The 26,076-nt window shown below is 59.1% G+C and carries 28 protein-coding genes and 1 riboswitch; of the genes, 13 read left to right on the forward strand and 15 right to left on the reverse strand.

What is annotated here, in order from left to right:
- The first annotated feature begins 83 nt into the window (after positions 1–83).
- From MKS11_RS11040 to ybiJ, 4 genes are all read left to right on the forward strand, one after another.
- Complete coding sequence (locus MKS11_RS11040; protein WP_004886190.1) at positions 84–698, forward strand: flavin reductase family protein; 615 nt, start codon at positions 84–86, stop codon at positions 696–698.
- A 140-nt stretch (positions 699–838) separates the two neighbouring features.
- Positions 839–1,099 (forward strand): DUF1471 domain-containing protein, encoded by a 261-nt coding sequence (locus MKS11_RS11045; protein ID WP_023320022.1) that lies wholly within the window; start codon positions 839–841, stop codon positions 1,097–1,099.
- Positions 1,100–1,119: 20 nt separating this feature from the next.
- Positions 1,120–1,386: a DksA/TraR family C4-type zinc finger protein gene (locus MKS11_RS11050; protein ID WP_002895824.1), complete on the forward strand. Its 267-nt coding sequence runs from the start codon at positions 1,120–1,122 to the stop codon at positions 1,384–1,386.
- Positions 1,387–1,671: 285 nt separating this feature from the next.
- Positions 1,672–1,932, forward strand: a complete 261-nt coding sequence (ybiJ, locus tag MKS11_RS11055) for a DUF1471 family protein YbiJ (RefSeq protein ID WP_004176772.1) — start codon at positions 1,672–1,674, stop codon at positions 1,930–1,932.
- Between the two features lie 109 nt (positions 1,933–2,041).
- On the opposite strand, the gene ybiB is transcribed toward ybiJ, so the two are convergent.
- The 8 genes from ybiB to MKS11_RS11095 form a co-directional block, all read right to left on the reverse strand.
- The gene (gene ybiB, locus MKS11_RS11060) at positions 2,042–3,007 is read right to left on the reverse strand and encodes a DNA-binding protein YbiB (protein WP_004886183.1); all 966 of its coding nucleotides are present in this window, start codon (positions 3,005–3,007) and stop codon (positions 2,042–2,044) included.
- Between the two features lie 27 nt (positions 3,008–3,034).
- Positions 3,035–5,191, reverse strand: a complete 2,157-nt coding sequence (gene dinG / locus MKS11_RS11065) for an ATP-dependent DNA helicase DinG (RefSeq protein WP_048294418.1) — start codon at positions 5,189–5,191, stop codon at positions 3,035–3,037.
- A gap of 192 nt (positions 5,192–5,383) precedes the next feature.
- A complete protein-coding gene (gene rhlE, locus MKS11_RS11070; protein WP_004886179.1) occupies positions 5,384–6,739 on the reverse strand; it encodes an ATP-dependent RNA helicase RhlE in 1,356 nt (451 codons plus the stop codon).
- A 215-nt stretch (positions 6,740–6,954) separates the two neighbouring features.
- Positions 6,955–7,947: a transketolase family protein gene (locus MKS11_RS11075; protein WP_032455750.1), complete on the reverse strand. Its 993-nt coding sequence runs from the start codon at positions 7,945–7,947 to the stop codon at positions 6,955–6,957.
- A complete protein-coding gene (locus tag MKS11_RS11080) occupies positions 7,947–8,792 on the reverse strand; it encodes a transketolase (protein ID WP_062914585.1) in 846 nt (281 codons plus the stop codon). Before MKS11_RS11080 ends, MKS11_RS11075 begins: the two co-directional genes overlap by 1 nt.
- 13 nt (positions 8,793–8,805) lie before the next feature.
- The gene (locus tag MKS11_RS11085; RefSeq protein ID WP_004886175.1) at positions 8,806–9,555 is read right to left on the reverse strand and encodes an SDR family NAD(P)-dependent oxidoreductase; all 750 of its coding nucleotides are present in this window, start codon (positions 9,553–9,555) and stop codon (positions 8,806–8,808) included.
- Between the two features lie 50 nt (positions 9,556–9,605).
- The gene (locus tag MKS11_RS11090) at positions 9,606–10,940 is read right to left on the reverse strand and encodes an MFS transporter (protein WP_004886173.1); all 1,335 of its coding nucleotides are present in this window, start codon (positions 10,938–10,940) and stop codon (positions 9,606–9,608) included.
- A gap of 288 nt (positions 10,941–11,228) precedes the next feature.
- Positions 11,229–11,366 carry a hypothetical protein gene (locus MKS11_RS11095; protein WP_032431308.1) on the reverse strand — a complete coding sequence of 46 codons (138 nt, stop codon included), beginning with the start codon at positions 11,364–11,366 and terminating at the stop codon, positions 11,229–11,231.
- Between MKS11_RS11095 and MKS11_RS11100 the strand changes: the two genes are divergently transcribed.
- From MKS11_RS11100 to MKS11_RS11125, 6 genes are all read left to right on the forward strand, one after another.
- Complete coding sequence (locus MKS11_RS11100) at positions 11,358–12,281, forward strand: LysR substrate-binding domain-containing protein (protein ID WP_023320018.1); 924 nt, start codon at positions 11,358–11,360, stop codon at positions 12,279–12,281. The genes MKS11_RS11095 and MKS11_RS11100 overlap by 9 nt on opposite strands.
- Positions 12,282–12,338: 57 nt before the next feature.
- Positions 12,339–13,013 carry a transcriptional regulator CecR gene (gene cecR / locus MKS11_RS11105; protein WP_085956527.1) on the forward strand — a complete coding sequence of 225 codons (675 nt, stop codon included), beginning with the start codon at positions 12,339–12,341 and terminating at the stop codon, positions 13,011–13,013.
- Positions 13,013–14,008: a secretion protein HlyD gene (hlyD, locus tag MKS11_RS11110; protein ID WP_048294415.1), complete on the forward strand. Its 996-nt coding sequence runs from the start codon at positions 13,013–13,015 to the stop codon at positions 14,006–14,008. Before cecR ends, hlyD begins: the two co-directional genes overlap by 1 nt.
- A complete protein-coding gene (locus tag MKS11_RS11115) occupies positions 14,001–15,740 on the forward strand; it encodes an ATP-binding cassette domain-containing protein (RefSeq protein WP_032455747.1) in 1,740 nt (579 codons plus the stop codon). Before hlyD ends, MKS11_RS11115 begins: the two co-directional genes overlap by 8 nt.
- On the forward strand, positions 15,730–16,863 hold the full coding sequence (locus tag MKS11_RS11120) for an ABC transporter permease (RefSeq protein ID WP_004886164.1): 1,134 nt from the start codon (positions 15,730–15,732) through the stop codon (positions 16,861–16,863). Before MKS11_RS11115 ends, MKS11_RS11120 begins: the two co-directional genes overlap by 11 nt.
- Positions 16,864–16,993: 130 nt before the next feature.
- Positions 16,994–18,100, forward strand: a complete 1,107-nt coding sequence (locus MKS11_RS11125) for an ABC transporter permease (RefSeq protein WP_004886162.1) — start codon at positions 16,994–16,996, stop codon at positions 18,098–18,100.
- Here the strand turns inward: MKS11_RS11125 and MKS11_RS11130 are convergent.
- On the reverse strand, positions 18,062–18,472 hold the full coding sequence (locus tag MKS11_RS11130) for a YbhQ family protein (protein ID WP_012542390.1): 411 nt from the start codon (positions 18,470–18,472) through the stop codon (positions 18,062–18,064). The genes MKS11_RS11125 and MKS11_RS11130 overlap by 39 nt on opposite strands.
- Positions 18,473–18,603: 131 nt before the next feature.
- On the opposite strand from MKS11_RS11130, the gene MKS11_RS11135 reads away from it, so the two are divergent.
- From MKS11_RS11135 to MKS11_RS11145, 3 genes are read left to right on the forward strand one after another with little or no spacing between them, the layout of a single operon-like run.
- Positions 18,604–19,365, forward strand: coding sequence for an endonuclease/exonuclease/phosphatase family protein (locus MKS11_RS11135; RefSeq protein WP_017900168.1), 762 nt, complete (start codon positions 18,604–18,606; stop codon positions 19,363–19,365).
- Positions 19,362–20,606, forward strand: coding sequence for a cardiolipin synthase ClsB (gene clsB / locus MKS11_RS11140; RefSeq protein ID WP_004886156.1), 1,245 nt, complete (start codon positions 19,362–19,364; stop codon positions 20,604–20,606). The genes MKS11_RS11135 and clsB overlap by 4 nt, the downstream gene beginning before the upstream one ends.
- Positions 20,603–21,568 carry a YbhN family protein gene (locus tag MKS11_RS11145; RefSeq protein ID WP_017900169.1) on the forward strand — a complete coding sequence of 322 codons (966 nt, stop codon included), beginning with the start codon at positions 20,603–20,605 and terminating at the stop codon, positions 21,566–21,568. Before clsB ends, MKS11_RS11145 begins: the two co-directional genes overlap by 4 nt.
- Before the next feature lie 780 nt (positions 21,569–22,348).
- Here MKS11_RS11145 and MKS11_RS11150 read toward each other — a convergent pair.
- From MKS11_RS11150 to moaA, 6 genes are all read right to left on the reverse strand, one after another.
- Positions 22,349–23,053 (reverse strand): Bax inhibitor-1/YccA family protein, encoded by a 705-nt coding sequence (locus tag MKS11_RS11150; RefSeq protein ID WP_048294413.1) that lies wholly within the window; start codon positions 23,051–23,053, stop codon positions 22,349–22,351.
- Between the two features lie 45 nt (positions 23,054–23,098).
- On the reverse strand, positions 23,099–23,551 hold the full coding sequence (moaE, locus tag MKS11_RS11155; RefSeq protein ID WP_004886150.1) for a molybdopterin synthase catalytic subunit MoaE: 453 nt from the start codon (positions 23,549–23,551) through the stop codon (positions 23,099–23,101).
- Between the two features lies 1 nt (position 23,552).
- Positions 23,553–23,801 (reverse strand): molybdopterin synthase sulfur carrier subunit, encoded by a 249-nt coding sequence (gene moaD / locus MKS11_RS11160; protein ID WP_004886145.1) that lies wholly within the window; start codon positions 23,799–23,801, stop codon positions 23,553–23,555.
- Entirely contained in the window at positions 23,794–24,282 is a 489-nt protein-coding gene (moaC, locus tag MKS11_RS11165) for a cyclic pyranopterin monophosphate synthase MoaC (protein WP_004886142.1), read from the reverse strand. The genes moaD and moaC overlap by 8 nt, the downstream gene beginning before the upstream one ends.
- Positions 24,283–24,285: 3 nt before the next feature.
- A complete protein-coding gene (moaB, locus tag MKS11_RS11170; RefSeq protein ID WP_004886139.1) occupies positions 24,286–24,798 on the reverse strand; it encodes a molybdenum cofactor biosynthesis protein B in 513 nt (170 codons plus the stop codon).
- 23 nt (positions 24,799–24,821) lie between these two features.
- Positions 24,822–25,811: a GTP 3',8-cyclase MoaA gene (gene moaA, locus MKS11_RS11175; protein WP_004886137.1), complete on the reverse strand. Its 990-nt coding sequence runs from the start codon at positions 25,809–25,811 to the stop codon at positions 24,822–24,824.
- Positions 25,799–25,937: riboswitch (molybdenum cofactor riboswitch) on the reverse strand. (Overlaps the previous gene by 13 nt.)
- Between the last annotated feature and the right edge of the window lie 139 nt (positions 25,938–26,076).

Genomic DNA, 26,076 nt, shown 5'->3' on the forward strand with positions numbered 1-26,076 from the left:
GAACAGCCGCGTAAGATACCCGTTGACGGCGGCGCGGTAAATAAGGGAGTCTGGATATCTCCTTTATCCGTGACAGGTGCAGCATGTACTTTTATCAACCTTCGCAGGGCCACGGCCTGCCGCATGACCCGCTGAACGCGATAATCGGGCCTCGCCCGATAGGCTGGATCGCCTCGCAGGACGCCGAGGGCCAGCATAATCTGGCGCCATACAGCTTTTTTAACTGTTTTAACTATCGCCCGCCGATCATTGGTTTCGCCAGCAGCGGCTGGAAAGACAGCGTGCGAAATATCGTCGAAACGAAGGAGTTCGTGTGGAACCTGGCGACGCGCCCGCTGGCCGAAGCGATGAACGAAACCTCCGCCTCGATCCCGCACCATGAGGATGAATTCGTGCGCGCCGGGCTCACCGCCGCCGCCAGCCGCCTGGTCAAGGCCCCCCGGGTGGCGGAGAGCCCGGTGAACTTTGAGTGCCGCCTGTCGCAATGTATTCAGCTCGCCACCGCCGACGGCAATCTTGTCGATACATGGCTGGTGCTCGGCGAAGTGGTCGCCGTGCATATCGATGAATCACTGCTGGATAACGGCATCTATCAAACCGCCCGCGCTCAGCCGATCCTGCGCGCCGGAGGTCCGAGCGCCTATTACAGTATTGATGACAGCCTGCGTTTTGACATGATCCGCCCGGACGCCCGCTAAATAATTTACCGGCCAGAGTATCGCTACCCTGCGCCGGTAGCATGCAAAACGCCTTGTTTTTGCATAAAAAATTCCCTGCTGCGCGGTCTGGAAAGGCCTACACTTAAGCTATGTCCCATGCTGTTTATGAGGATATGCTGATGAAAATCACCTCGCTGCTGTTTGCCGCTGCGCTTGCCGCTCAGGCCAATGCGGCCTCTTCCCTGCCGCTGACACCTGAACTGCCCTATGACGGGCCGCTGCGCCCTGTCGGCACCGTCTCCGCCTCCGGCGCCCGTACCCTTGACGACCTGGTGGCTGCCCTCGCGGATAAGGCCCACCGCCGTGGGGCGATAGCCTGGCGGGTCAATGCCGCCAGCAGCGGTAACCGGCTGTACGGTTCAGCTATAATTTATCAATAACCTTTTACAGGAGGCAGACGATGGCATCAGGTTGGGCAGGCGACGGCGCCGTTCAGGATCAGATCGACAGCACCATTGACGATGCGGTGGCTCGCGCCCGCCGCGAGCTTCCACGCGGCGAAAGCAACAAATTTTGTGATGAATGCGGAGAACCGATTCCGGAGGCTCGCCGACAGGCTATTCCTGGCGTCAGATACTGCGTGAAGTGCCAACAGGAGAAAGATTTACATAACAATACATTTTCAGGATATAATCGCCGTGGTTCCAAGGATAGCCAGCTACGCTGACTTTCCTTTACCGTTCATGACAGCTTTTCGCATTATCTTTTCGCGCACATTTTTTGGCGATAAATGTCGCAATATGTGCCCTTAAGCGTGCCGGTCTCCCTCGCTCCGCCATCAGACGAAAAGAATCAGAAATAATTTATTAATAATCAGTAAATTATTAGTCATTCAAAAAAATCGATGAAGACTGTGAATTTCCTTCGATTTTATCTCCCGCAAAAAAGCGTGATACTTATCACATCGACGGAACATCGTCCCCTGAACAGAACAACCTGCGAGAGATTAACTATGAAAAACATCAAATATGCTGCCGCTGCCATCGCTCTGACCGCCCTTTCCTTCGGCGCCTTTGCCGCCGAGCCGGTTACCCCCGCTCAGGCTGAAAGCATGAATAAGATCGGTGTGGTGTCTGCGCAAGGCGCAACCACGTTAGATGGTCTGGAAGCGAAACTGGCTGCTAAAGCCGAAGCCGCTGGCGCAACCGGCTATAGCATCACTTCCGCTAACACCAACAACAAACTGAGCGGTACCGCGGTTATCTATAAATAATCGCAACTCAACCCTGTAAGCCACTGAATTAACCCTGAAAAGACCTTTAATACCCTTGCCTTGCCCGTCCGAGCCACCGGACGGGCTTTTTTTTATCCTGCCGATCCGCTCACCAGCAGTCGTTGACGCGGCTGAGACCCTGCTCCAGGGTTGAGACCTCGCCGCAGGCCAGCAGACAGCAGGCGAGCTGGATCTTCAGCGAGTGGGGTACCGGTTCGACGCCGGCGACGCAGCGCTCGATCCAGCGCGCGGTCACTTCGGGATCTTTCGAGGCCGGCAGAATAACTTCCGCCGCCGCCTCGGTCTGGCGGTCGCACAGCACCCGCACGCCCTGGTCATCAATCAGGCTGATCTGCGGGCAGCGCTGCGGGTTGGCGTACACTTCGCCTTCGGTACCGTGCATCAGCAGCGCGCGGCCACCGGTCTCGCGAAAGAAGCCCGCCACCCGGGGAACATATTCCGGATGCGACACGCTGGAGAGGCGTAGCGCCTCCCCTTCGCCAAACGGCGTGGCCAGTTTGGCCAGCGTATGGGCGCTGTTGCGTACGCCCATCCGCCAGCGCATCGCCAGCTGTTTCTCCAGCGGCGGGCAGAAGGCGCCCACCGGGATATACACCGGTTCATGCCCCTCCAGCTGCGCCTGCGCCTGACCGGCATGCCGGGTAGCCGGAATGTCCAGCAGGGTAAAAATGGTCTCGGTCAGCACCCGGGTCGGATCGTGACTGACGCCGTGAACCACGACCGGAAACCCCAGCTTATGCAGGAGCATCGCCAGCAGCGGCGTCAGGTTCGCCTGCTTGCGCGCGCCATTGTAGCTGGGGATAACGATCGGCATCGGCTTGCCTGCCGGCGGGGTCAGGCGCAGCGTATGCTGCTGCATCGCGGCGTAAAAGCCTTTCATCTCCGCTTCGCCTTCGCCTTTGATGCGCAGGGCGATTAATATTCCTCCCAGCTCCAGCTCCGGCACCTCGCCGTTCAGCATCCGCGCGTAGAGCGCACGGGCGGTCTCTTCATCCAGGTCGCGGGCATGATTCTTACCGCGGCCCACCTCTTTTATAATTTTGCTGTACTCCATGGCTCCCCCTGGTGCAACGCGCCGTCGTCAGCGACGTTTGCGGCCTGTCTGTTTTGCTGTCTGTTTTGCTTTCCGTTTTACTATAACCTCCGGAACGCCCGGCTGCTCTATGGGAAAAACAGGTAACGCGTTCAGTAGACGCGCGCCGTAGTTTTTGGTCAACAGACGCTTATCGTAAATTACCACCTCTCCCCAGCAGTGATGGCTACGGATCAAACGCCCCACCTGCTGAATAAGATTAAAGGAGGCGCTGGGCAAACTCTGTACCTCGAAGGGATAACGATTGAGGCTTTTCAGCCATTCGCCTTCGGTGATCACTACCGGGCTGTCGATGGGCGGAAAGGCGATTTTATGGATATGTACCTGGCTTAACAGATCGCCCTTTAAATCGAGACCTTCGGCAAAGGACTGCAGGCCCACCAGCACGCTGCGCTCGCCGCTTTCCACCCGTTTGCGATGCAGCTCCACCAGCCGGTAGCGCGGCTGGTCGCCCTGCACCAGCAGCATCAGACGCAGGTCGGTCACATGCTCCAGGAAGCGATTCATCGCTCGCCCACTGGCAAACAGCACCAGCATCCCGAGATGCTTCTTGCTCTCCACCTGCTGGCGAAAATAGGCCGCCATCTCGGCAATGTGCTGCTCTTCGTTATCCATCAACGGTTCATAGCGCATTTGAGGAATAATAATTTTCCCCTGCTCCACGTGGTTGAACGGCGAATCCAGCGCCACGAAGCGGTCACCCGCTTTTTCCTTCAGGCCGCTCATCTCCTGCAGGCGCGAGAAGCTGTTAAGAGAGCGCAGCGTCGCTGACGTCACCACGATATGCGGCACGCTGCGCCACAGCAGCCGCTCAAGCTGATCGCTGACGCGGATGCCGACGCAGTGGAACCAGACGTGGATCTGGCCGTCTCGCACTACCCGCGTCGCCCATTTGGTCACCGGCGCGCCAGAGGACTGCGCCAGCGACGCCAGACGCCACAGCTTGCTTTGGCTTTCAAACATGCCGAGGGCGCGGTTCATCTGCAGCAGCACCCGATGCAGACGCACCACGTCATGGCTGCCGGTCTTTTCGCTGAGATCGTTAAGAAACAGCTCCGCCAGCCCGCGCAGCGTCTCGGTGAGCTTCGCCAGCCGCTGGCAGATCTCCATCACCTCCTGCGGCAGTTCGCCCATCGGGAAGCGATGCTCCGCTTCCTGGCCGGCGGGCATGTAGAGATTGAGAATATTATTCAACGACGCAATCAGCTCGAACAGCTCTTCGCAATGGCCGGCGAGCCGCTCCGGATTGGCCAGCGGCGGCGTGGTTTTCGGGCGGAACTGCTCCATGCAGGTAGCCACCAGCTTGCAGAACAGATCCAGCTGCAGGCGAAACCAGGGGGCGGTGATCTCGGCGCTCATCTCCAACGCGTCGCGGGCGACGTCCGGCAGATGATGGCCTTCATCAAGGACCAGCAGCAGGTTTTTCGGCTCCGGCAGCACCGCCTCGCTCTCCATCGCCGCCATCACCAGCGCATGGTTGGCTACCACCACTTCCGCCTCCTGAATTTCCCGCCGCGCCACAAAGAACGGACACTCGCGATAATAGTGGCAGTTGCGGTTCAGGCAGCTGGCCTTATCGGTGCTCAGCCGGCTCCATAGTCCATCGTCGATGGGTTTGTCGGTATGGTCGCGCAGGCCGTCCCAGCGATAGCTGTCAAGGTCCTGCTTCAGCGTCGCGCACAGTTTCTGCTCCGCCTGGTTGTTCGGGGTGAGATCGTCGTCGAGGAAAGCCAGCAGATCCTGCTGCGTCGGCTCGGTGCTGGCCAGCGCCGCCAGGTTGCGCGGGCAGACGTAGCGTCCGCGACCAAAGGCGGCGGTGAAGCGCAGGTCGGGGATAATCTTGCGCAGCAGCGGCAGGTCTTTACTGTAGATTTGATCCTGCAGGGCGACGTTGGCGGTGCTGACCACCAGCGTTTTTTGTTCCTCACGGGCGATGGCAATGCCAGGGATAAGGTATGACAGCGTTTTACCGACGCCGGTCGGCGCTTCGATAGCCAGATGCCTGCCCTCATCCCCGGCGAGGGTTTTCGCCACATCAGCGATCATCTGCCGCTGCGGGGGGCGGGGAATAAAGTCCGGGATCTGTTCCTGAAGCGCCTTATACCAGGCGGCGATTTGCGCTTTCAGCGCAGCGGTCAAAGCCATGAGAAAACCTGAATACTGTATAAACAGCCACTATTGTGCCATTTTTACCCGTCCGGAGGTATTGCTTTCTGCTGTGTGTGGAAGCGTGCTCGACAAATAGTGTAATGGAAAGAAAAAGGCCCGCCGCCGCGTAGCGGACAGACGGGCCTGAGCCGTGCTTAACCGCGTTATCGCGGCCCGGGCATCAGCCTGTTATTCGCCAGCCGGCTTACGCGGGCGACGGCGGCGCGGCGGTTTGCCGTCCTGAGTGCGCGCTTTCGGCGCCTCGCCGTCCTGGCGACGCGGGGCGCTGCTCTGGCTGCGCGGCTGTCCGCTGCGCCCCTGCCCCTGGCCGCCGCGTCCCTGCCCCTGACCACGACCGCCGCCGCGCTGCTGGCGACCGTTCTGGATAGGTTCGGCTTTAATCGACGGGTCCGGCTCATAGCCGGCAATCGCGATGCGCGGAATCTCTTTTTTCAGCAGGCGCTCGATATCGCGCAGCAGCTTGTGCTCATCGACGCACACCAGCGACAAGGCTTCGCCGGTGGCCGCCGCGCGACCGGTACGCCCAATACGGTGGACATAATCTTCCGGCACGTTCGGCAGCTCGTAGTTCACCACGTGCGGCAGCTCTTCGATATCCAGTCCGCGGGCGGCGATATCGGTCGCCACCAGCACGCGAATGCCGCCGGATTTAAAGTCGGCCAGCGCGCGGGTACGCGCCCCCTGGCTCTTGTTGCCATGGATCGCCGCGCTGCGGATGCCGTCTTTGTTGAGCTGCTCCGCGAGGTGGTTGGCGCCATGCTTGGTGCGGGTAAAGACCAGCACCTGCTGCCAGTTGCCTTCGCCGATAAGCTGCGACAGCAGTTCGCGCTTGCGGTTCTTATCAACAAAATGGACGTGCTGGGTGATCTGCTCGGAGGCGGTGTTGCGACGCGCCACTTCCACTTCCAGCGGGTTGTGCAGCAGTTTCTCCGCCAGGCCTTTGATCTCGTCGGAGAAGGTCGCCGAGAACAGCAGGTTCTGCCGACGCGGCGGCAGTTTCGCCAGTACGCGGCGAATGTCATGGATAAAGCCCATATCCAGCATGCGGTCCGCTTCATCCAGTACGAGGATTTCCACTTTATCGAGGCTGACGGCGTTCTGATGTTCGAGGTCCAGCAGACGGCCCGGGGTGGCGACGAGGATATCGACGCCGCCGCGCAGCTTCATCATCTGCGGGTTGATACTCACGCCGCCGAACACCACCAGCGAGCGAATATTCAGATATTTGCTGTAATCCCGCACGTTCTCGCCCACCTGCGCCGCCAGCTCGCGGGTCGGGGTCAGGATCAGCGCGCGCACCGGACGACGGCCCTTCGCGTGCGGCTCGTTCTGGATCAGGCGCTGCAGCAGCGGCAGAGTAAAGCCCGCCGTTTTACCGGTGCCGGTCTGGGCGCTGGCCATCAGGTCGCGGCCCTGCAGTACCGCCGGGATCGCCTGCTGCTGGATAGGGGTCGGCTCAACGTAGCCCTGCTCAGCGACAGCGCGCAGGATATCGGGATTCAGGCCAAGGGAATCAAAAGACATAACAACTCCGAACCGCCCCGGCCCGGTGAAGGGCGTAGTTTTCAGGGAGATTATTGCGATAAGAGATGGCAAAAACCACAATGCCATGAAGGGGCGCAGTCTAGCAGATTTTGTGACAGGCCGCATAAAATCTGTAAAAGAATGCCGCGCCTGGCTGGCGGGAGGAAGAAGGCCGCTGAGAGCGCTCAGCGGCCAGGCGCGTCGCCGCAGCGCGGTTAACGCAGACGATACTTAATCTTTTCGACGATCTTCGTGGTGGAAATGCCGTAGCGATCGTGGAGGGTCGGCAGCGCGCCGGCCAACAGAAACGCGTCAGGCAGACCAACGGTATCCAGCTCGCAGCGAACCCCCTTGCGCATCAGCAGGGCGGCCACCGCCTCCCCTAACCCGCCGACAGCGGTGTGGTTTTCGGCGGTGACCACCAGCCGACCCGGCTTCGACGCCTGTTCAATAATCGCTTTTTCATCCAGCGGTTTGATGGTCGGCACGTGCAGGACCGCCACGCTGATATTATCGGCCCGCAGCTTTTCAACTGCCTCCAGGGCGCGCATGGTCATCAGCCCGGAGGAGATAATCAGCACGTCGTTGCCGTCCTCCAGCAGCTTCGCTTTGCCCAGTTCGAACTGATAGTCGTATTTATCCAGCACCAGCGGCACCTTTCCGCGCAGCAGGCGCATATACACCGGACCCTGGTGATCGGCAATGGCCGGTACCGCCTGCTCAATCTCCAGCGCATCGCAGGGATCGACGATGACCATGCCGGGGATACCGCGCATGATCGCCAGATCTTCGGTGGCCTGATGGCTGGGGCCATAGCCGGTCGTCAGGCCCGGCAGCGCCGCGCAGATCTTGACGTTCAGATGTTCCTCAGCGATCACCTGATGAATAAAATCATAGGCGCGACGGGTCGCAAAGGCGGCATAGGTGGTGGCGAAGGGAATAAATCCCTCCTTCGCCATGCCTCCCGCCGCCGCCATCAGCAGCTGCTCCGCCATTCCCATCTGGAAAAAACGATCCGGGAAGGCCTGGGCGAAAATATGCAGGTCAGTATATTTTGACAGGTCCGCGGTCATACCGACGATTTCAGGGCGCTGCGCCGCCAGTTTCGACAGCGCGACGCCGAAGGGCGCAGAGACGGTCGCCTGGCCTTCATCGGCAATCGAAGCAATCATCGCCGACGTTTTTAAACGGGGTTTACTCTGGCTCATTACAGCACTCCTTCCGGTTTGTTAGCGTCCAGCACCGCAATCGCTTTTTGCCATTCGTCGGCATCGACGCGAATAAAATGGTTCTTATCGCGGGTTTCGAGGAACGGCACCCCTTTGCCCATCAGCGTGTCGCATAAAATGACCCGCGGCTGGTTGCCGGAATAACTTTTCGCGTTGTCAAAGGCGGCCATCACCGCCGGCAGATCGTTACCGTCTACGCGCTGTACGTACCACCCGAAGGCGGCCCATTTATCCTGCAGCGGCTCAAAGCCGAGGATCTTGCGTGAATCGCCGTCGGCCTGCTGTTTGTTGACGTCGACAAGGTTAATCAGGTTGGTCAGGCCATAGTGAGCCGCCGACATCGCCGCTTCCCAGGTCGAACCTTCGTCCAGCTCCCCATCGGACATCGAGTTATAGACCCAGGCCTTGCTCTGTTTCTGCCGCAGCCCGAGCGCCATGCCGACGGCGATAGACAGTCCCTGCCCCAGCGAGCCGCCGGACATCTCCATCCCCGGCGTGTAGGTCGCCATGCCGGACATCGGCAGGCGGCTGTCGTCGGAGCCGTAGGTTTCCAGTTCCGCTTCCGGAATAATGCCCGCCTCCAGCAGCGCGGCATAATAAGCGATAGCGTAATGGCCATGAGAAAGCAGGAACCGATCGCGCCCCTCCCACTCAGGATCTTCCGGGCGATAGGTCATGGCGTGGCTGAAGGCGGTAGCCAGCACATCGGCATACCCCAGCGCCTGGCCAATATAGCCCTGCCCCTGCACTTCACCCATTTGCAGGGCGTAGCGGCGGATACGCCACGCCGCCGCAGCGACTTTTTGTGATTCGGTGATCTTCATCTCTGTGCCTCGCTTAGTGAATTAACATGCCGCCGTTAACGTCCAGGGTGATACCGGTGGAGTAGGAAGAGAGGTCGCTGCCGAGGAACAGCGCGGCGCGGGCGATGTCCACCGCGTCGCCGAGGCGGTTCATCGGAATGCCGGCAAGAATATTGGCCGTCATGTCGTCCGTCAGCTTGCCGGCGGTGATGTCGGTCTGAATCAGCCCTGGGGTAATGCAGTTAACGCGGACGTTATCCGGGCCAAGTTCGCGCGCCATCGCTCGCGCCAGGCCGAGCACGCCGGCTTTTGCCGCGCTGTAGTGCGGACCGCCGAAGATACCGCCGCCGCGCTGGGCGGAAACGGACGAGATGCAGACGATGCTGCCGGATTTTTGCGCCCGCATCGTGGGGATCACCGCCTGTGACATCAGCAGCGTGCCGCGCAGGCTGACATCGAGCACCGCGTCATAGTTGGCGCGCTTGATATCCATCAGCTTCAGCGGCTGGGTGATCCCGGCGTTATTGACCAGCACATCGACCCGGCCGTATTTCGCCAAAATTTGTTCGATGGCCGCCTGCACCTGCACTTCGTCGGCGACGTTCGCCGCCAGGCCGAGATGGCCTTCGCCCAGGGCCGCCGCGGCGGTTTTACTGGCTTCGCCATTGAGGTCGATAATGACCACTTTCGCGCCGTTTTCGGCGAATAATTTCGCAGTCGCAAAACCCAAACCGCGTGCGGAGGCCGCGCCAGTAATAATGGCGACTTTATCTTTTAATAACATAGTTTCACTCCATGACATTACGTCATATTAATTAACAGGATCTATTTTCGTTATTGTGGCTCATCGAGGAAAAGAATCACCACCAAACCCAATGCGGCGCAGATACCAAAATAGGTAAATACAGAATTAAAGCTCCCCGTCTTATCCAGTAAGAAACCGGCCACCATCGGCGCTACAAATCCGCCGAGGTTACCGCCGCTATTTATAATAGAAGAGGCAATGGGATAAGTTTTCGTATCCGAAACCGCCATACCGTAGGCGGTAAAAGCCGGCCAGCCGATATTCAAACAGAAACCGACAAAGAATAAACCAATACAGACCGCCAGGGTGCTTGCCGGTATATTTAGCATAATTAACATCATGACTACGGTTGATACCGCTGTGAATATCATGGTGGGTTTGCGCCGGCGGCCTAATAATTTATCCGAAATCCATCCGCCGCCAATCGCGCCAATAAAGCCGCCAATGCACGGCATACTGGCTACGAAGCCCATACTCATCACATCGAAACCGCGCTCTTTCACTAAATACAGCGGAATCCAGGTTAATAACCCATATAACACGCTGACCATCATAAAATAGGCCAGGCAGTCTCCGAGAATATTTTTTGAGGTAAATAAGCCCTTCGCCGTATCCACAGGCGCCATTTTTTTCACCCGAATAATTTTATCCAGCCAGGTGAAGCGATCGGCGATTAATATATTTTCGCGTACACCGTCGTTATGATGGCTGTCGCGCCCGGCGTTGATCTCTGCCAGTTCGCTTTGAGATACAAATCCGCTCTCCGCGGGCTTTGACTTGACCAACAGGTACCACGCTATCGCCGCCACGATCCCGGGAATGGCAAAGGAGAAAAAGACCCACCGCCAGCCCCAGGTCACCGCAATCCACACCGCCAGCGGCGGCACGATAATCGGCGCAAACATGGTCGCCGCGATGTAAACGCCGGTTGCTGTGGCTTTCTCTTTCGGCGGAAACCAGTTATTTATCGTCGACGCCAGCCCCACCGGGCAGGGACCTTCGCTCAGCCCCAAGCCCAGCCGCACCAGCTTCAGGCCAAACACGGAGCTCACCGTGCCCATCAGCCAGGTAAAAGCGGAAAAGCCGAAAATGGATAGTGAAACCAGCCCCCGGGTGCCGCGTCTGGCGATGAAAAAGCCGGCCGGGATCTGGCTGACCGCATAGCCGAGGAAAAACATACTGGCAATCGCCCCGGCCTCAAAATTATTGATATGAAATTCATCAATGATAAACGGCAGTACCGCGCCGATATTCGTTCTGTCGGCGTAATTGATGGCATACACCAGGAAAATCATCGTCAAAACCACAAAACGATATTTTGTTTTCCTGGCGTCAGTACAGACCAACGTATCTATACGTGACATAGGGTTTCCTCATCTTATACCTCATCCACTTCGCCGTAGGTTGCCGTCTGGGTCGCCGCGTTTCACGCGCCCCGGCGCAACAAGAGAGACATGTCTTTTTGCACAGCGAAACAGGTGGTTAGGTGTTTTATTATTGCGATCCAAGCGCATCGCAGTTTGTGATCAGGCCTGTGAGGGGAATATAACAACCCAAAAATGAAAAGGTATTCAAAAAAGCTCAATTATGATTGAGAAAAATTGAGTTAGTGACTCCCCGCAAATTTTTAATGTTTACTGAGAGGCGTGCTTTTAACGAGATAAATTGTTAAGCCCATCACAAATTAAAATGGTTTTTTCGCTTTTCCCTGGGCTGTTCATCACGGCTGCGCCACGCTGTTCGCCATTTTCTTTTATTCGCGCCCCGCGCAGGATGCCGCCATGAGTCAACCACTGCCCAATAAAAATCTGCCGATGCCCTCTTTACGCAATATCCAGGCTTTTATTGAAGTCGCCGCGACCGGCAGCCTCAACCTGGCGGCAGAGAATCTCAACATTACCGCCTCGGCGGTCAGCCATCAGATAGCCAGTCTGGAGCACTTGCTGGGAAAAAAACTGTTCTCCCGCAGCAGCAAAGGCGTGATGTTAACCGCGGTGGGAGAAAAATATCTCAAAGAGGTCTCCGGAGCGCTGAATATGATTGGCCAGGCCACCAGCCAGGTGATTAACGATATTCATCAGGATTATTTACGCATTCACTCGGCGCCGAGCTTCGGCCTGCTGTGGCTAATGCCGCGGCTGGATAAATTCCGTCAGGCGTGGCCGGAGTTAAAAATCAGCCTCACCTGCTCTTACGAAAGCATCCAGTTTTCCCGGGATAATATTGATATCGATATTCGCCACGGGCTGTCGCAGTGGCCGACGCTGCTGGTCAGAACCATTAAAAATGAGTGCGTCCTGCCCTACAGCGCCGCCTCTTATTTAACCCGCCATGCGGTTCACGCCCCGGAAGATCTGCTGGCCTGCGATCTGATCCATTCCGACAGCACCTTAATTAACTGGAGCAACTGGCTGTCGTGGCACAAGGTCCGCGGCTGGCACAAAAACTTTATCTTTAATTTCGACCGGTCGTACATGAGCATCGAGGCGGCCCGGATGGGGATGGGGGTGATCCTGGAAAGCAATCTGCTGGCCGGCGGCCATGTGCGCCAGGGACAGCTGACGCCGGTGTTTGCCGACGAGCGGAGCATGCCGGTCGGCGCGCACCACTTCGTCCTTCCCCACGCTAATGAACAGAAGGAGAAGGTCCAGCGCTTCTTCGCCTGGGTCGCCGGTGAGCTAGAGGAAGACGGCTTTCATATTTAGCCCTGGCGGGTGGACAAAGCGCCAGTCGACGCCTAAAGTTAATCAATCGATTGATTAATTTTTAAGAGCGCGATGACCAGTAAAGGCGAACAGGCAAAAAGTCAGCTTATCGCGGCCGCTATCGCCCAGTTTGGCGAGTATGGCCAGCACGCCACCACCCGCGACATCGCCGCCCAGGCCGGGCAGAATATCGCCGCTATCACCTACTATTTTGGCTCGAAAGACGACCTGTATCTCGCCTGCGGCCAGTGGATCGCCGATTTTATCGGTGACAATTTTCGCCCGCACGCCGAAGCGGCGGAGGCCCTGCTCGCCGGAGAGTCGCCGGATCGCCAGGCGATCCGCGCCCTTATCCTCAGCGCCTGCCATAACATGATCCTGCTGCTGACCCAGGAGGATACGGTCAACTTGAGCAAATTTATTTCCCGGGAACAGCTGGCGCCCACCGCCGCGTACCATCTGATCCACCAGCAGGTGATCGCCCCCCTGCACCACTATCTCACCCGGCTAATCGCCGCCTGGACCGGCCGCGATGCCGGTGATACGCAAATGATCCTTCATACCCACGCCCTGCTGGGCGAGGTGCTCGCTTTCCGTCTCGGGCGTGAAACTATCCTGCTGCGCACCGGCTGGACGCAGTTTGACGCGCAAAAAACCGAACAGATTTTTGAGGTCATTACCTGTCATATCGATTTCATCCTGCATGGGTTATCGCAAAGGAGTTTGGGCTGATGAAAAAACCCGTCGTCGTCATTCTGCTGATCGTGATTCTTCTCGCCGCGCTGGGCGGCGGCTGGTGGTGGTACCAGAGCAGCCGGCAGCAGCCGCTGACCCTGTATGGCAATGTCGATATCCGCACCGTCAATATGAGCTTCCGCGTTGGCGGCAGGCTGGCCTCGCTGACCGTCGACGAAGGCGACAGCATCCGCGCCGGGCAAACCCTCGGCGCGCTTGACCGAGCTCCCTATGAAAACGCCCTGCTGCAGGCGCAGGCCAACGTCTCCACCGCCCAGGCGCAGTATGACCTGATGATGGCCGGCTACCGCTCGGAAGAGATTGCCCAGGCCGCGGCGGCGGTAAATCAGGCGCAGGCCGCTTACGACTACGCGCAAAACTTTTATCAGCGCCAGCTGGGTTTACGCGCCAGCAGCGCCATTTCCGCCAACGATCTGGAGAACGCCCGCTCCTCGCGCGACCAGGCGCAGGCAACGCTGAAGTCAGCGCAGGATAAACTGCGTCAATACCGCGCCGGCAACCGTCCGCAGGAGATAGCCCAGGCCAAAGCCAGCCTCGAACAGGCGCAGGCAGCGCTGGCGCAGGCCAAACTGGACCTGCACGATACGGTGCTGACCGCCCCTTCCGACGGCACGCTGATGACCCGCGCCGTCGAGCCCGGCACCATGCTCAACGCCGGCAGCACGGTGCTGACGCTGTCATTAACCCATCCGGTATGGGTCCGGGCCTACGTTGATGAGACAAACCTCGGCCAGGCGCAGCCGGGACAAGAGGTGTTGCTCTATACCGACAGCCGGCCGGATAAGCCCTATCACGGCAAAATCGGCTTTGTCTCGCCAAGCGCTGAATTCACGCCGAAGACCGTTGAAACGCCGGATCTGCGTACCGACCTCGTTTATCGTCTGCGTATTGTGGTGACCGATGCCGACGGCGCCCTGCGCCAGGGGATGCCGGTGACCGTCTCCTTTAACCACGGGAACGGACATGAGTGAGGCCGTCATCGCCTTAAACGGCCTGAGCCGCCGTTTCCCCGGGATGGACAGGCCAGCGGTGGCGCCGCTGACCTGTACGATCCGCGCCGGCTACGTCACCGGGCTGGTAGGCCCCGACGGCGCAGGGAAAACCACCCTGATGCGGATGCTCGCCGGGTTGCTCAAGCCTGATGAGGGCAGCGCCAGGGTGATCGGCTTTGATCCGCTAAAAGACGACAGCGCTCTGCACGCGGTGCTCGGCTATATGCCGCAGAAGTTCGGCCTGTATGAAGATCTGACGGTGATGGAAAACCTGACCCTGTACGCCGACCTGCGCAGCGTCACCGGCGAGGCACGGAAGAAAATTTTCGACCGCCTGCTGGATTTTACCGCCCTTGGCCCGTTCACCGAACGGCTGGCGGGCAAGCTCTCCGGCGGTATGAAGCAAAAACTGGGGCTCGCCTGTACCCTTGTGGGTGACCCGAAGGTGCTGCTGCTGGATGAACCCGGCGTCGGCGTCGACCCGATCTCCCGCCGCGAGCTATGGCAGATGGTGCACGAGCTGGCCGGCGACGGCATGTTGATCCTGTGGAGCACCTCTTATCTCGATGAAGCCGAGCAGTGTCGCGATGTGCTGCTGATGAACGAAGGCAAATTGCTTTATCAAGGAGAGCCGACGGCCCTGACGCAAACCATGGCCGGGCGCAGCTTTCTGGTCTCCAGCCCGCAGGAGAACAACCGCCGCCTGCTGCAGCGGGCGCTGAAGCTGCCGCAGGTTAGCGACGGCGTGATTCAGGGCAAATCGGTGCGTCTGATCCTGAAAAAGGAGGCCCGCATCGATGAGGTTCAGGAACATGACGATATGCCGCCGCTGCAGGTGGCCGACACCGCGCCGCGCTTTGAAGACGCCTTTATCGACCTGCTTGGCGGCGCCGGCACCGCCGAATCGCCGCTGGGGGCGATTATCCATCGCGTTGACGGCAGTAAAGACGAAACGGTGATTGAGGCGCAGTCGCTGACGAAAAAATTTGGCGATTTCGCCGCCACCGACCACGTCGATTTCCAGGTCAAGCGCGGCGAGATCTTCGGCCTGCTCGGCCCCAACGGCGCCGGTAAATCCACCACCTTCAAAATGATGTGCGGCCTGCTGGTGCCCACCTCCGGCAAAGCGCTGGTGCTGGGGATGGATCTTAAGGTCAGCTCCGGCAAGGCGCGTCAGCATCTGGGCTATATGGCGCAAAAATTTTCGCTGTACGGCAACCTCAGCGTCGAGCAGAACCTGCGCTTTTTCTCCGGCGTCTACGGCCTGCGCGGTCGGGCGCAAAATGACAAAATCGCCCGCATGAGCGATGCCTTCGGTCTGAACAGCATTGCCCGCCACGCCGCCGACGAGCTGCCGCTCGGCTATAAGCAGCGGCTGGCGTTGGCCTGCTCGCTGATGCATGAGCCCGACATTCTGTTTCTCGACGAACCCACCTCCGGGGTCGATCCCCTCACTCGTCGCGAGTTCTGGCTGCATATTAACAGCATGGTGGATAAAGGGGTGACGGTGATGGTCACCACTCACTTTATGGATGAGGCGGAGTATTGCGACCGCATTGGGCTGGTCTATCACGGCAAGCTTATCGCCAGCGGCACCCCGGACGCGCTGAAGGCCCAGGCGGCGGATGACAACCAGACGGACCCGACCATGGAGCAGGCGTTTATTACCCTGATTAACCGTTGGGATAAGGAGAATGGCCATGAGCAGTAACCTTCTCTCCTGGCGACGGGTCCGCGCCCTGTGCGTGAAAGAGACCCGGCAGATCGTCCGCGATCCCAGCAGCTGGCTGATTGCGGTGGTGATCCCGCTATTGCTGCTGTTTATCTTCGGCTACGGCATTAACCTCGACTCCAGCAAGCTGCGGGTGGGGGTTCTGCTGGAGCAGCAGAGCGAAGAGGCGCTGGATTTCGTCCATACCATGACCGGCTCACCCTACATCGACGCCACCGTCAGCGATAATCGCCAGCAGTTAATTCAGCTGATGCAGGCCGGTCGCATCCGCGCCATGGTGGTCATTCCGGTGGACTTCGACCGCCAGATGGCCCGCCCCGGCGCCAGCGCGCCGCTCCAGCTCATCACCGACGGCAGCGAGCCCAATACCGCTAACTTCGCCCAGGGCTACGTGGAGGGGATCTGGCAGATCTGGCAGCAGCAGCGGGCGGAAGATCGCGGCGAGACCTTTGAACCGCTGATCGACGTGCAGATGCGCTACTGGTTTAACCCGGCGGCTATCAGCCAGCACTTTATTATCCCCGGGGCGATCACCATTATCATGACCGTAGTCGGCGCGATACTGACCTCGCTGGTGGTGGCGCGGGAATGGGAGCGCGGCACCATGGAGGCGCTACTGTCGACGGAGATCACCCGCGCCGAACTGCTGCTGTGCAAGCTCATTCCCTACTACTTCCTCGGCATGCTGGCGATGCTGCTGTGTATGCTGGTGTCAGTATTTATTCTCGGCGTGCCCTATCGCGGTTCGCTGCCGATCCTGTTTGTCATCACCAGTCTGTTTTTGCTCAGCACCCTGGGGATGGGGCTGCTTATCTCAACCATTACCCGCAACCAGTTTAACGCCGCGCAGGTGGCGCTGAACGCCGCGTTTTTACCGTCGATTATGCTGTCCGGGTTTATTTTCCAGATAGATAGTATGCCGGCGGTGATCCGCGCCGTGACCTACGTGATCCCGGCGCGCTATTTCGTCAACACCCTGCAAAGCCTGTTTCTGGCGGGCAATATTCCAGTGGTACTGCTGGTGAATGTGCTGTTTTTGATTGCTTCGGCGGTGATGTTTATCGGTCTGACATGGTTGAAAACCAAGCGGCGTCTGGATTAGGTTTTGCCCGGTGGCGCTGTGCTGACCGGGCCTACGGTTTAACCAACATCGATTATACGGTTCGCCGATCCTCCCAGGCCGGGCAAACGCAGTGCCGCCCGGCGTTGTTGAATGGGCCAAAGGAGCTATTATGTTTCACCGTTTATGGACATTGATTCGCAAAGAGCTGCAGTCGCTGCTGCGCGAACCACAGACGCGGGCAATTTTAATCATGCCGGTGCTGATTCAGGTGCTGCTGTTTCCCTTTGCCGCGACGCTGGAGGTGACCAACGCCACCATCGCCATCTACAACGAAGACAGCGGTCGCCACGCGGTGGAACTCACTCAGCGCTTCGCCCGCGCCAAAGCCTTTACCCACGTCCTGCTGCTGAAAAGCCCGCAGGCGATCCAGCCGACCATCGATGAACAAAAAGCCCTGCTGGTGGTGCGCTTCCCGGCGGATTTCTCTCGCAACCTCGACAACTATCAAACCGCCCCGCTGCAGCTCCTGCTCGACGGGCGCAACTCCAACAGCGCGCAAATCGCCGCCAACTATCTGCAACAGGTCGTGAAAAATTATCAGCAGGAACTGCTGGAGGACAAAGCGAAGCCGAACAACAGCGAACTGGTGGTGCGCAACTGGTATAACCCGAATCTCGACTACAAATGGTTCGTGGTGCCGTCGCTCATCGCCATGATCACCACCATCGGAGTGATGATCGTCACCTCGCTGTCGGTGGCCCGCGAGCGCGAGCAGGGCACCCTCGATCAGCTGCTGGTCTCGCCCCTCGCCACCTGGCAAATCTTTGTCGGTAAAGCGGTACCGGCGCTGATCGTCGCCACCCTGCAGGCGACTATCGTGCTGGCGATTGGTATCTGGGCCTATCAGATCCCGTTTGCCGGCTCGCTGCTGCTGTTCTATTTCACCATGGTGATTTACGGTCTGTCGCTGGTGGGATTTGGCTTATTGATCTCATCGCTATGTTCAACGCAACAGCAGGCGTTTATTGGCGTGTTCGTCTTTATGATGCCGGCGATTCTTCTCTCCGGCTATGTTTCACCGGTGGAAAACATGCCGCAGTGGCTGCAGGATCTGACGTGGATAAACCCGATCCGCCACTTTACCGATATCACCAAGCAAATTTATTTGAAGGATGCGAGTCTGGAGATTGTGTGGGGAAGTTTGTGGCCGCTACTGGTCATAGCGGCCACCACCGGCTCAGCGGCGTATGCGATGTTCCGAAGAAAGATTGCGTAATTTTTTATCTTTCGCCAGCAGCGAGACCACCGCCGGGCCTGCCAGTATCACCAGCCCGGCGAGGGCCAGCAGCAGGTTGTTGTGCAGCACGCGCGACAGCAACCACAGCGCTATCATGGCGGCGCCGAAGTACCAGGTGGTGGTGAGCTCCTCAAGGAAGTCTCCCACATCGCGCCAGCGCGCCTCATGGTGACGCTGCAGAAACAGCATCGCCAGCAGCGTGACGCTGTAGAGGACGCACAGCCCTAATCCGACGCGCACCAGCGCGCCGCTCATCCATCCCATCACCAGCACTGCCACGACCAGTAGATGCAACATAATCTGCCAGCAACTAAGACCTGTTGCGACGCGTACACGTTGTTGCCACTTCATGGCTTCTCTCCTGAAGGATTTTTCTCTGCTACTCAGAGTACCGCACTTTACGGAAAATTCCGTATCACCGCATCTTTTTGTGACCTCTACTACACTATTTTATTCAGGAAAGTGACATTTACTGGAGAATTATGGCTGAGCCAACGTCGGGATTTTCGTTGAACGTGCTGACAATTAACACCCATAAAGGCTTTACGGCGTTTAATCGGCGTTTTATTTTGCCCGAGCTGCGCGAAGCCGTTCGCAGCGTCAGCGCTGACATAGTTTGCCTGCAGGAAGTGATGGGCGCTCACGAAGTTCACCCGCTGCATATCGAAAACTGGCCAGATAAGACCCATTACGAATTTCTTGCCGACACCATGTGGAGCGACTACGCCTACGGGCGCAACGCGGTCTATCCGGAAGGTCACCACGGGAATGCCGTGCTGTCGCGCTTTCCGATTGAATACTATGAAAATCGCGATATCTCGGTCGGCAACGGGGAGAAACGCGGCCTGCTGTACTGCCGCATCGTACCGCCGCAGAGCGGCGTTACGATTCACGTCATTTGCGTCCATCTCGGACTGCGTGCCGACCAGCGGCAGGCGCAGCTGGCGATGCTGGCGGAGTGGGTCAATACCCTACCCGCCGGCGAGCCGGTGGTGGTGGCCGGAGATTTTAACGACTGGCGTCAGCAGGCTAACCAGCCGTTAAAGGTCCAGGCAGGGCTGGAAGAGATCTTTACCCGCGCCCGCGGACGGCCGGCGCGCACCTTTCCGGTCAGTTTTCCGCTGCTGCGCCTCGATCGCATTTACGTCAAGAACGCCCACGCCAGCCGCCCGAAGGCGCTGGCCCTCAAACAGTGGCGGCATCTGTCCGATCATGCACCCCTTAGCGTGGAGATTCATTTGTGAAATGTCGTTGGCAGGAAGGCAACCGCATTACGCTACTGGAGAACGGCGACCAGTATTACCCGGCGCTGTTTGCGGCCATCGGTCGCGCCAGCCGGCGGGTGATCCTCGAATCCTTTATCTGGTTTGAAGATGAGGTCGGCTGGCGGCTGCACGCGGTTCTGCTGAAGGCAGCCCGCCGCGGCATCCAGGTGGAAGTGCTGCTTGACGGCTACGGCTCGCCGGATCTTAGCGATGAGTTTGTCGGTGAACTGACCGCCGCGGGGGTGATTTTCCGCTATTACGACCCGCGCCCTAAGCTGATGGGAATGCGTACCAACCTGTTCCGTCGCATGCACCGTAAAATCGTGGTGATCGACGACACCACCGCCTTTGTCGGCGGCATCAACTACTCCGCCGAACATATGAGCGACTATGGCCCGGAGGCCAAACAGGATTACACGGTGCAGGTCGAAGGGCCGGTGGTGCTCGATATTCTGCAGTTCGAACTGGAGAATCTGCCCAACAGCGAAACCGCCCGCCGCTGGTGGCGCCGTCGTCGCCATCAGCCGGAGATCAACCAGACCCCCGGCGAGGCGCAGGCGCTGTTCGTCTGGCGCGATAACCAGGATCACCGCGACGATATCGAACGCCACTACCTGAAGATGCTGACCAGCGCCCGCCGGGAGGTGATAATCGCGAACGCCTATTTTTTCCCCGGCTACCGTCTGTTGCATGCGATGCGCAATGCCGCGCGGCGCGGGGTGCGGGTGAAGCTGATCGTCCAGGGCGAACCGGATATTCCGATTGTGAAGTTCGGCGCCCACCTGCTCTACCACTACCTCGTCAAAGGCGGCGTGCAGATCTACGAATATCGCCGCCGTCCGCTGCATGGCAAAGTCGCCCTCGCGGACGACCACTGGGCCACCGTCGGGTCGAGCAACCTCGATCCGCTCAGCCTGTCGTTGAATCTGGAAGCCAATCTGATCATCCACGACCGGGTGTTTAACCAGACGCTGCGCGATAATCTTAACGGGCTTATCGCCCGGGATTGTCAGCGGATCGATAAAACGATGCTGCCGAAACGCAACTGGTGGCGGCTGGGGGTGAGCGTGATGGCCTTCCACTTTCTGCGCCACTTTCCGGCGTGGGTCGGCTGGCTGCCGGCCCATACTCCGCGGCTGGCCAGGGTCAGCCCGCCGGTGCAGCCGGAGATTGAAACTCAGGATCGCGTCGAGTCACCTACCAGGGATAATCCACTATGAGCAAATCGCACCCTCGCTGGCGGATGGCAAAAAGAGTGCTGACCGTACTCTTTTTTATCGCCGTGATCGTCCTGCTGGTGATTTACGCGCAGAAGGTCGACTGGCAGGAAGTATGGAAGGTGATCCGCGGCTATGATCGGCTGGCCTTGTTCAGCGCCATTGCGCTGGTCATCGTCAGCTATCTGATCTACGGCTGCTACGATCTGCTTGGCCGGGCCTATTGTGGGCATAAGCTGGCGAAACGCCAGGTGATGCTGGTGTCGTTTATCTGCTATGCCTTCAACCTGACCCTCAGCACCTGGGTCGGCGGCATCGGCATGCGCTACCGGCTGTACTCGCGGCTGGGGCTCAACGGCGGCACCATCACCCGTATTTTTTCATTAAGCATCACCACCAACTGGCTGGGCTATATCCTGCTCGGTGGGGTGATATTTACAGCGGATCTGGTGAAGCTGCCGCCGCACTGGTACATCAGCCAGACCACCCTGCGCATTATCGGCGGAGTGATGCTGTTTCTCACGCTGTGCTATCTGTTTGGCTGCGCCTTCGCCAAACGCCGTCACCTGACGATCAAAGGTCAGCGGCTGGTGCTGCCCTCCTGGCGATTCGCGCTGCTGCAGATGGGGGTCTCGGCGGCGAACTGGATGGCGATGGGGGCGATCATCTGGCTGCTGTTGGGCAGCGAGATTAACTATTTCCTTGTATTGGGGGTACTGCTGGTGAGCAGTATCGCCGGGGTGATTATCCACATTCCGGCCGGGATTGGCGTGCTGGAGGCGGTGTTCATCGCCATGCTCTCCGGGGAAGAGATTTCGAAGGGAGCGATCATCGCCGCTCTCCTCGCCTGGCGCGCGCTCTATTATTTCCTGCCGCTGCTGCTAGCGACGGTAGCCTATTTGCTGCTGGAGAGTCGGGCGAAAAAGTTGCGGCAAAAGAACCAGCGCAAGCTGGCCCGCGAATGAAATCGCCCGGCGGCGCTGCGCTTGCGCGGGCCTACGGGGTGTGAGCCTGTGAGGGGGGTCCTCCAGGCCGGGTAAGGCGCAGCCGCCACCCGGAAACATCCCGGGTACCGCGCCTGACGTCTCGCCCGGCGGCGCTGCGCTTGCGCGGGCCTACGGGGTGTGAGCCTGTGAGAGGGTCCTCCAGGCCGGGTAAGGCGCAGCCGTCACCCGGCAACATCACGGGTACCGCGCCTGACGTCTCGCCCGGCGGCGCTGCGCTTGCATGGGCCTGAACGCCAGCCGGACTGTTTCCGGGAGAGGGGAAGCACTGCCGTGTGGTTGTTTATGTTATCTGTGGCTTCAGCGTAGTTTGCGCTCCCGGCTAGTCTTCTGCGTTATGTCTCTTACGGCGCGGGGAGCGCACAGGGGGCGGCCAGTCGCCGCCGCCCCCTGTACCCCCGGGCTCCGGCCAGCAAAATCGCCACTGCGTGGTCCCTTCGACTTATCCCTGCAGGCTTCGGGTCGGGCCGAGGCAGCATCCATGCAAAACACGGCCCTCAGCCCGCATCCATGCGGGCTGCCCCGGCCTTCCGGGAACGTCTCAGCGATTTTGAGGCCGTCAGCACCGGCAGTTTCAGCAAGGCTGGTGAACAAATGAACGACACCCTGTAGGCCGGGTCAGGCGCAGCCGCCACCCGGCAAAAAAACGGCGCAACAGGGTTGCCTGGAAGGTAATCAAGCTCGCCCGGCGGCGCTGCGCTTGCCGGGCGGTAGGGGATGCAACCTTTTGATATAAACAGGTTAGCGGCGGTTGCCCATAATACGCAGCAGCATCAGGAACAGGTTGATGAAATCCAGATACAGCGTTAAGGCGCCGAGGATCGAGTATTTACGCAGATTGGCACTGTCGCGGGTATCAATCTGCTCGCCGATGTTTTTCAGCTTCTGGGTGTCGTAGGCGGTCAGGCCGACAAACAGCACCACCCCGATGTAGGTCACGGCCCACATCAGCGCCTCGCTCTTCAGCCACAGGTTAACCAGCGACGCCAACACGATGCCAATCAGCCCCATAAACAGCATGCTGCCGAAGCCGCTCAGGTCGCGCTTGGTGGTGTATCCGTACAGACTCATCGCCCCGAACATCCCGCCGGTGACCACAAAGGTGCTGGCGATGGAGGAGTAGGTGTAGGCGATAAAAATGCTCGACAGCGTCAACCCGGTGAGCGCCGAATAGAGCATAAACAGGGTGGTCGCCATCCCGGAGCTCAGCCGCTGCACCATCCCCGACAGCACAAACACCAGCGCCAGCTGGGCGATGATCAGCCCGAAAAAGGTGATTTTGCTCGAAAAGACGAACATCATCACCGCCGGGGTATTCGCCGCAAACCACGCGATAAACGCCGTCAGCAGCAGGCCAACCGTCATCCAGCCGTACACCTGCGCCATATAAGTCTGCAGGCCGCTGCGGCCCTGCACTATTGAATCGGAACGCGGATATCTGTCCATGACTCTCTCCTGATTAACAAAGTTTCACTCTGTAAGCGTATCACACTACCAGCGCTCTGCCGCCTGACGATCGCTGTCGCGGGCATCGACCCAGCGCTCGCCCTCCGGTGTCGCCTCGCGTTTCCAGAACGGCGCGCGGGTTTTCAGGTAGTCCATCATAAACTCGCCGGCGGCGAAGGCGCTGCCGCGGTGGGCGCTGGTGACGCCGACAAACACAATCTCTTCCCCCGGCCACATTTCGCCGATGCGATGGATAATGGTCACCCGGCCCAGCGGCCAGCGCTCGCGCGCCTGGTCGACAATCTCCGCCAGCGATTTCTCGGTCATCCCCGGATAGTGCTCAAGAGTCAGCGCTTTCACGCTGTCGCCGAGGTTGTGATTGCGCACTTTGCCGGTGAAGGTAACCACCGCGCCGTCTTCATCGCGTTCGGCCAGCCAGAGATACTCCTCGCCAACGCTAAAGCGCGCCGGGCTAACGACGATACGAGTTTGCGTCATGTCAGCCCCCGGTGACCGGTGGGAAGAACGCCACTTCATCCCCGCTGGCGACAGGATGGTCAAAGGCGGTCAGCGTCTGGTTAACCGCCGCCAGCAGCTTGCCCTCCTCCAGGGCCAGCGCCCAGCGATCGCCGCGAGCGGCAAGCTGCTGACGCACAGCCTCAACGGTGGCCAGCTCGCTGGCGTCGAGAGTCAGCGAATCAGTACCCACCAGCTCGCGCACCTGGGCAAAAAACAGAACCTTAATCATGGCGTTCGTCCACCTTAAAATCGCCGGACTTGCCGCCGCTTTTCGCCAGCAGGCGCACCGGGCCAATCACCATATCCTTCTGCACCGCCTTGCACATATCGTAAATGGTCAGCGCGGCAACCGAGGCGGCGGTAAGGGCTTCCATCTCGACGCCGGTTTTGCCGGTCAGGCGGCAGAGCGATTCGATGCGCACCCGGTTATGTTCCGGCTGCGCCTGCAAATTGACTTCCACTTTGCTGAGCATCAGCGGATGGCACAGCGGGATCAGCTCCCAGGTGCGCTTGGCCGCCTGGATCCCGGCGATACGCGCGGTGGCGAAAACGTCGCCTTTATGATGGCTGCCGTCGATAATCATCGCCAGGGTTGTCGCCTGCATCTCGACATAAGCCTCGGCGCGCGCTTCGCGTACCGTTTCCGCTTTGCCGGAGACATCCACCATATGGGCTTCGCCCGCGGCGTTAATATGGGTCAGTTGTGACATACATTATTTCTTCAGGTGAGGAATAAAATTACAAGGACGGGTGCGGGCATCCAGCTGCGGGGCAATGATGTTGTCCCACGCCGTGCGGCAGGCTTTCGTCGAGCCCGGCATAGCGAAGATCAGCGTGTGGTTAGCGACGCCGGCCACGGCCCGGGACTGCAGCGTCGAGGTGCCGATCTCTTCGAACGACAGCATGCGGAACACTTCGCCAAAACCTTCCACCTCACGGTCAAACAGCGGCAGCAGCGCTTCCGGCGCCTGGTCCCCTTCGGTGAACCCGGTCCCGCCGGTGATCAGCACCACCTGAACCTCATCGCTGGCGATCCACACCGATACCTGGGCGCGGATGGCGTAGCGGTTCTCTTTGACTATCGCCTTATCGACGACATGGTGCCCCGCCTCCTGCGCCGCCTCACGCAGCCAGTGGCCGGAAGTGTCGTCCGCTTCGCCGCGACGACTGGAAACGGTAAGAATAGCAATACGGGTCGGAATAAACTCAGCGCTAGCCTGGCTCATCTGAATGCTCCTTTCGAAAACGATTATCCGCCAATATAGGACAGGTTCTGCGTAATACCGGTGTTGCCCTGATGCAGGAAATGGGTCTGCTTTTTATGGGTTAAGGCTTCGGCGATCCGCGCTTCCAGCGCGGCCTGCTGCCGATCATCGGCCATCAGGTCGCGCAGGTCGACGCCGCCTTCGCCAAACAGGCACAGGTGCAATTTGCCGACGGAGGAGACGCGCAGACGGTTGCAGGTGGTGCAGAAGTCTTTTTCGTACGGCATGATGAGGCCGATCTCGCCGGCGTAGTCCGGATGACAAAAGACCTGCGCCGGACCATCGCTGCGCTGGCGGATCTGGTGGATCCAGCCGCGACGCAGCAGCTCGTCGCGCAACACCATGCCGGAGAGATGGTGACGGCGGAACAGGTCGCTGCCCTCGCCGGTTTCCATCAGCTCAATAAAACGCAGCTGAATACGACGCGGCTGGATCCAGGCGAGGAAGGTATCAAGCTGATGATGATTAACATCGCGCATCAGTACGGTATTCACCTTCACCTTGTCAAAGCCCGCGGCGAAGGCGGCGTCAATCCCGTCCATCACCTGGTGGAATTTATCCTGGCCGGTGATGGCATGGAACTGGCGGGCGTCGAGGCTATCGACGCTGACGTTGATCGCCGTCAGCCCGGCATCGCGCCAGCGTTCGACATCGCGCGCCAGGCGATAACCGTTAGTGGTGACGGCAATCTGACGGATCGCCGGGTTTTCACGCACGGCGGCGATGATCTCGGTGAAGTCACGGCGCAGGGAGGGTTCCCCACCGGTGAGGCGAACTTTTTCAGTGCCTAGCGCGGAGAAAGCGCGCGTGACCCGGCGCACTTCGTCTACGCTAAGAAAGCCGTTGTTATTGACGGCGCCGGGCTTGTAGCCATCCGGCAGGCAGTAGGTGCAACGGAAATTGCACACATCGGTAATCGACAGACGCAGGTAATAAAACTTACGCGCGAATGCATCGGTAAGCTGTGAGGCCATATACACCTTTCCAAATACGGGAGACGCGGTCATTTCTTCCCACGCCCTGGCGACAACCGGCGGCGTCGCGGCCAAACCGCCATATCTTTTGACACAGGCGAAGAGGCTAGAGTGTTAACAGGTTATGCCGATAGTAGCGCGTTCCAGGCGGTTTCGCCATTTGCGATTTCGCTATATATTCTTGTATATATCGCTACCTTCGTGCATTTTCGCTACAGAATAGCCATAAATCATCTTTTTGCCTTGATATCGGTCAGTTTGTCGG

The sequence above is a fragment of the Klebsiella sp. K5-45 genome (assembly GCF_030128605.1).
Lineage (GTDB): Bacteria > Pseudomonadota > Gammaproteobacteria > Enterobacterales > Enterobacteriaceae > Klebsiella > Klebsiella quasipneumoniae.

Excerpts from the sequence above, each read along its gene's own strand:
- MKS11_RS11040 (WP_004886190.1), top strand. The coding sequence starts at position 84 with ATGTACTTTTATCAACCTTCGCAGGGCCACGGCCTGCCGCATGACCCG.
- MKS11_RS11045 (WP_023320022.1), top strand. The coding sequence starts at position 839 with ATGAAAATCACCTCGCTGCTGTTTGCCGCTGCGCTTGCCGCTCAGGCC.
- MKS11_RS11050 (WP_002895824.1), top strand. The coding sequence starts at position 1,120 with ATGGCATCAGGTTGGGCAGGCGACGGCGCCGTTCAGGATCAGATCGAC.
- ybiJ (WP_004176772.1), top strand. The coding sequence starts at position 1,672 with ATGAAAAACATCAAATATGCTGCCGCTGCCATCGCTCTGACCGCCCTT.
- ybiB (WP_004886183.1), bottom strand. The coding sequence starts at position 3,007 with ATGGAGTACAGCAAAATTATAAAAGAGGTGGGCCGCGGTAAGAATCAT.
- dinG (WP_048294418.1), bottom strand. The coding sequence starts at position 5,191 with ATGGCTTTGACCGCTGCGCTGAAAGCGCAAATCGCCGCCTGGTATAAG.
- rhlE (WP_004886179.1), bottom strand. The coding sequence starts at position 6,739 with ATGTCTTTTGATTCCCTTGGCCTGAATCCCGATATCCTGCGCGCTGTC.
- MKS11_RS11075 (WP_032455750.1), bottom strand. The coding sequence starts at position 7,947 with ATGAGCCAGAGTAAACCCCGTTTAAAAACGTCGGCGATGATTGCTTCG.
- MKS11_RS11080 (WP_062914585.1), bottom strand. The coding sequence starts at position 8,792 with ATGAAGATCACCGAATCACAAAAAGTCGCTGCGGCGGCGTGGCGTATC.
- MKS11_RS11085 (WP_004886175.1), bottom strand. The coding sequence starts at position 9,555 with ATGTTATTAAAAGATAAAGTCGCCATTATTACTGGCGCGGCCTCCGCA.
- MKS11_RS11090 (WP_004886173.1), bottom strand. The coding sequence starts at position 10,940 with ATGTCACGTATAGATACGTTGGTCTGTACTGACGCCAGGAAAACAAAA.
- MKS11_RS11100 (WP_023320018.1), top strand. The coding sequence starts at position 11,358 with ATGAGTCAACCACTGCCCAATAAAAATCTGCCGATGCCCTCTTTACGC.
- hlyD (WP_048294415.1), top strand. The coding sequence starts at position 13,013 with ATGAAAAAACCCGTCGTCGTCATTCTGCTGATCGTGATTCTTCTCGCC.
- MKS11_RS11115 (WP_032455747.1), top strand. The coding sequence starts at position 14,001 with ATGAGTGAGGCCGTCATCGCCTTAAACGGCCTGAGCCGCCGTTTCCCC.
- MKS11_RS11120 (WP_004886164.1), top strand. The coding sequence starts at position 15,730 with ATGAGCAGTAACCTTCTCTCCTGGCGACGGGTCCGCGCCCTGTGCGTG.
- MKS11_RS11125 (WP_004886162.1), top strand. The coding sequence starts at position 16,994 with ATGTTTCACCGTTTATGGACATTGATTCGCAAAGAGCTGCAGTCGCTG.
- MKS11_RS11130 (WP_012542390.1), bottom strand. The coding sequence starts at position 18,472 with ATGAAGTGGCAACAACGTGTACGCGTCGCAACAGGTCTTAGTTGCTGG.
- MKS11_RS11135 (WP_017900168.1), top strand. The coding sequence starts at position 18,604 with ATGGCTGAGCCAACGTCGGGATTTTCGTTGAACGTGCTGACAATTAAC.
- MKS11_RS11145 (WP_017900169.1), top strand. The coding sequence starts at position 20,603 with ATGAGCAAATCGCACCCTCGCTGGCGGATGGCAAAAAGAGTGCTGACC.
- MKS11_RS11150 (WP_048294413.1), bottom strand. The coding sequence starts at position 23,053 with ATGGACAGATATCCGCGTTCCGATTCAATAGTGCAGGGCCGCAGCGGC.
- moaE (WP_004886150.1), bottom strand. The coding sequence starts at position 23,551 with ATGACGCAAACTCGTATCGTCGTTAGCCCGGCGCGCTTTAGCGTTGGC.
- moaD (WP_004886145.1), bottom strand. The coding sequence starts at position 23,801 with ATGATTAAGGTTCTGTTTTTTGCCCAGGTGCGCGAGCTGGTGGGTACT.
- moaC (WP_004886142.1), bottom strand. The coding sequence starts at position 24,282 with ATGTCACAACTGACCCATATTAACGCCGCGGGCGAAGCCCATATGGTG.
- moaB (WP_004886139.1), bottom strand. The coding sequence starts at position 24,798 with ATGAGCCAGGCTAGCGCTGAGTTTATTCCGACCCGTATTGCTATTCTT.
- moaA (WP_004886137.1), bottom strand. The coding sequence starts at position 25,811 with ATGGCCTCACAGCTTACCGATGCATTCGCGCGTAAGTTTTATTACCTG.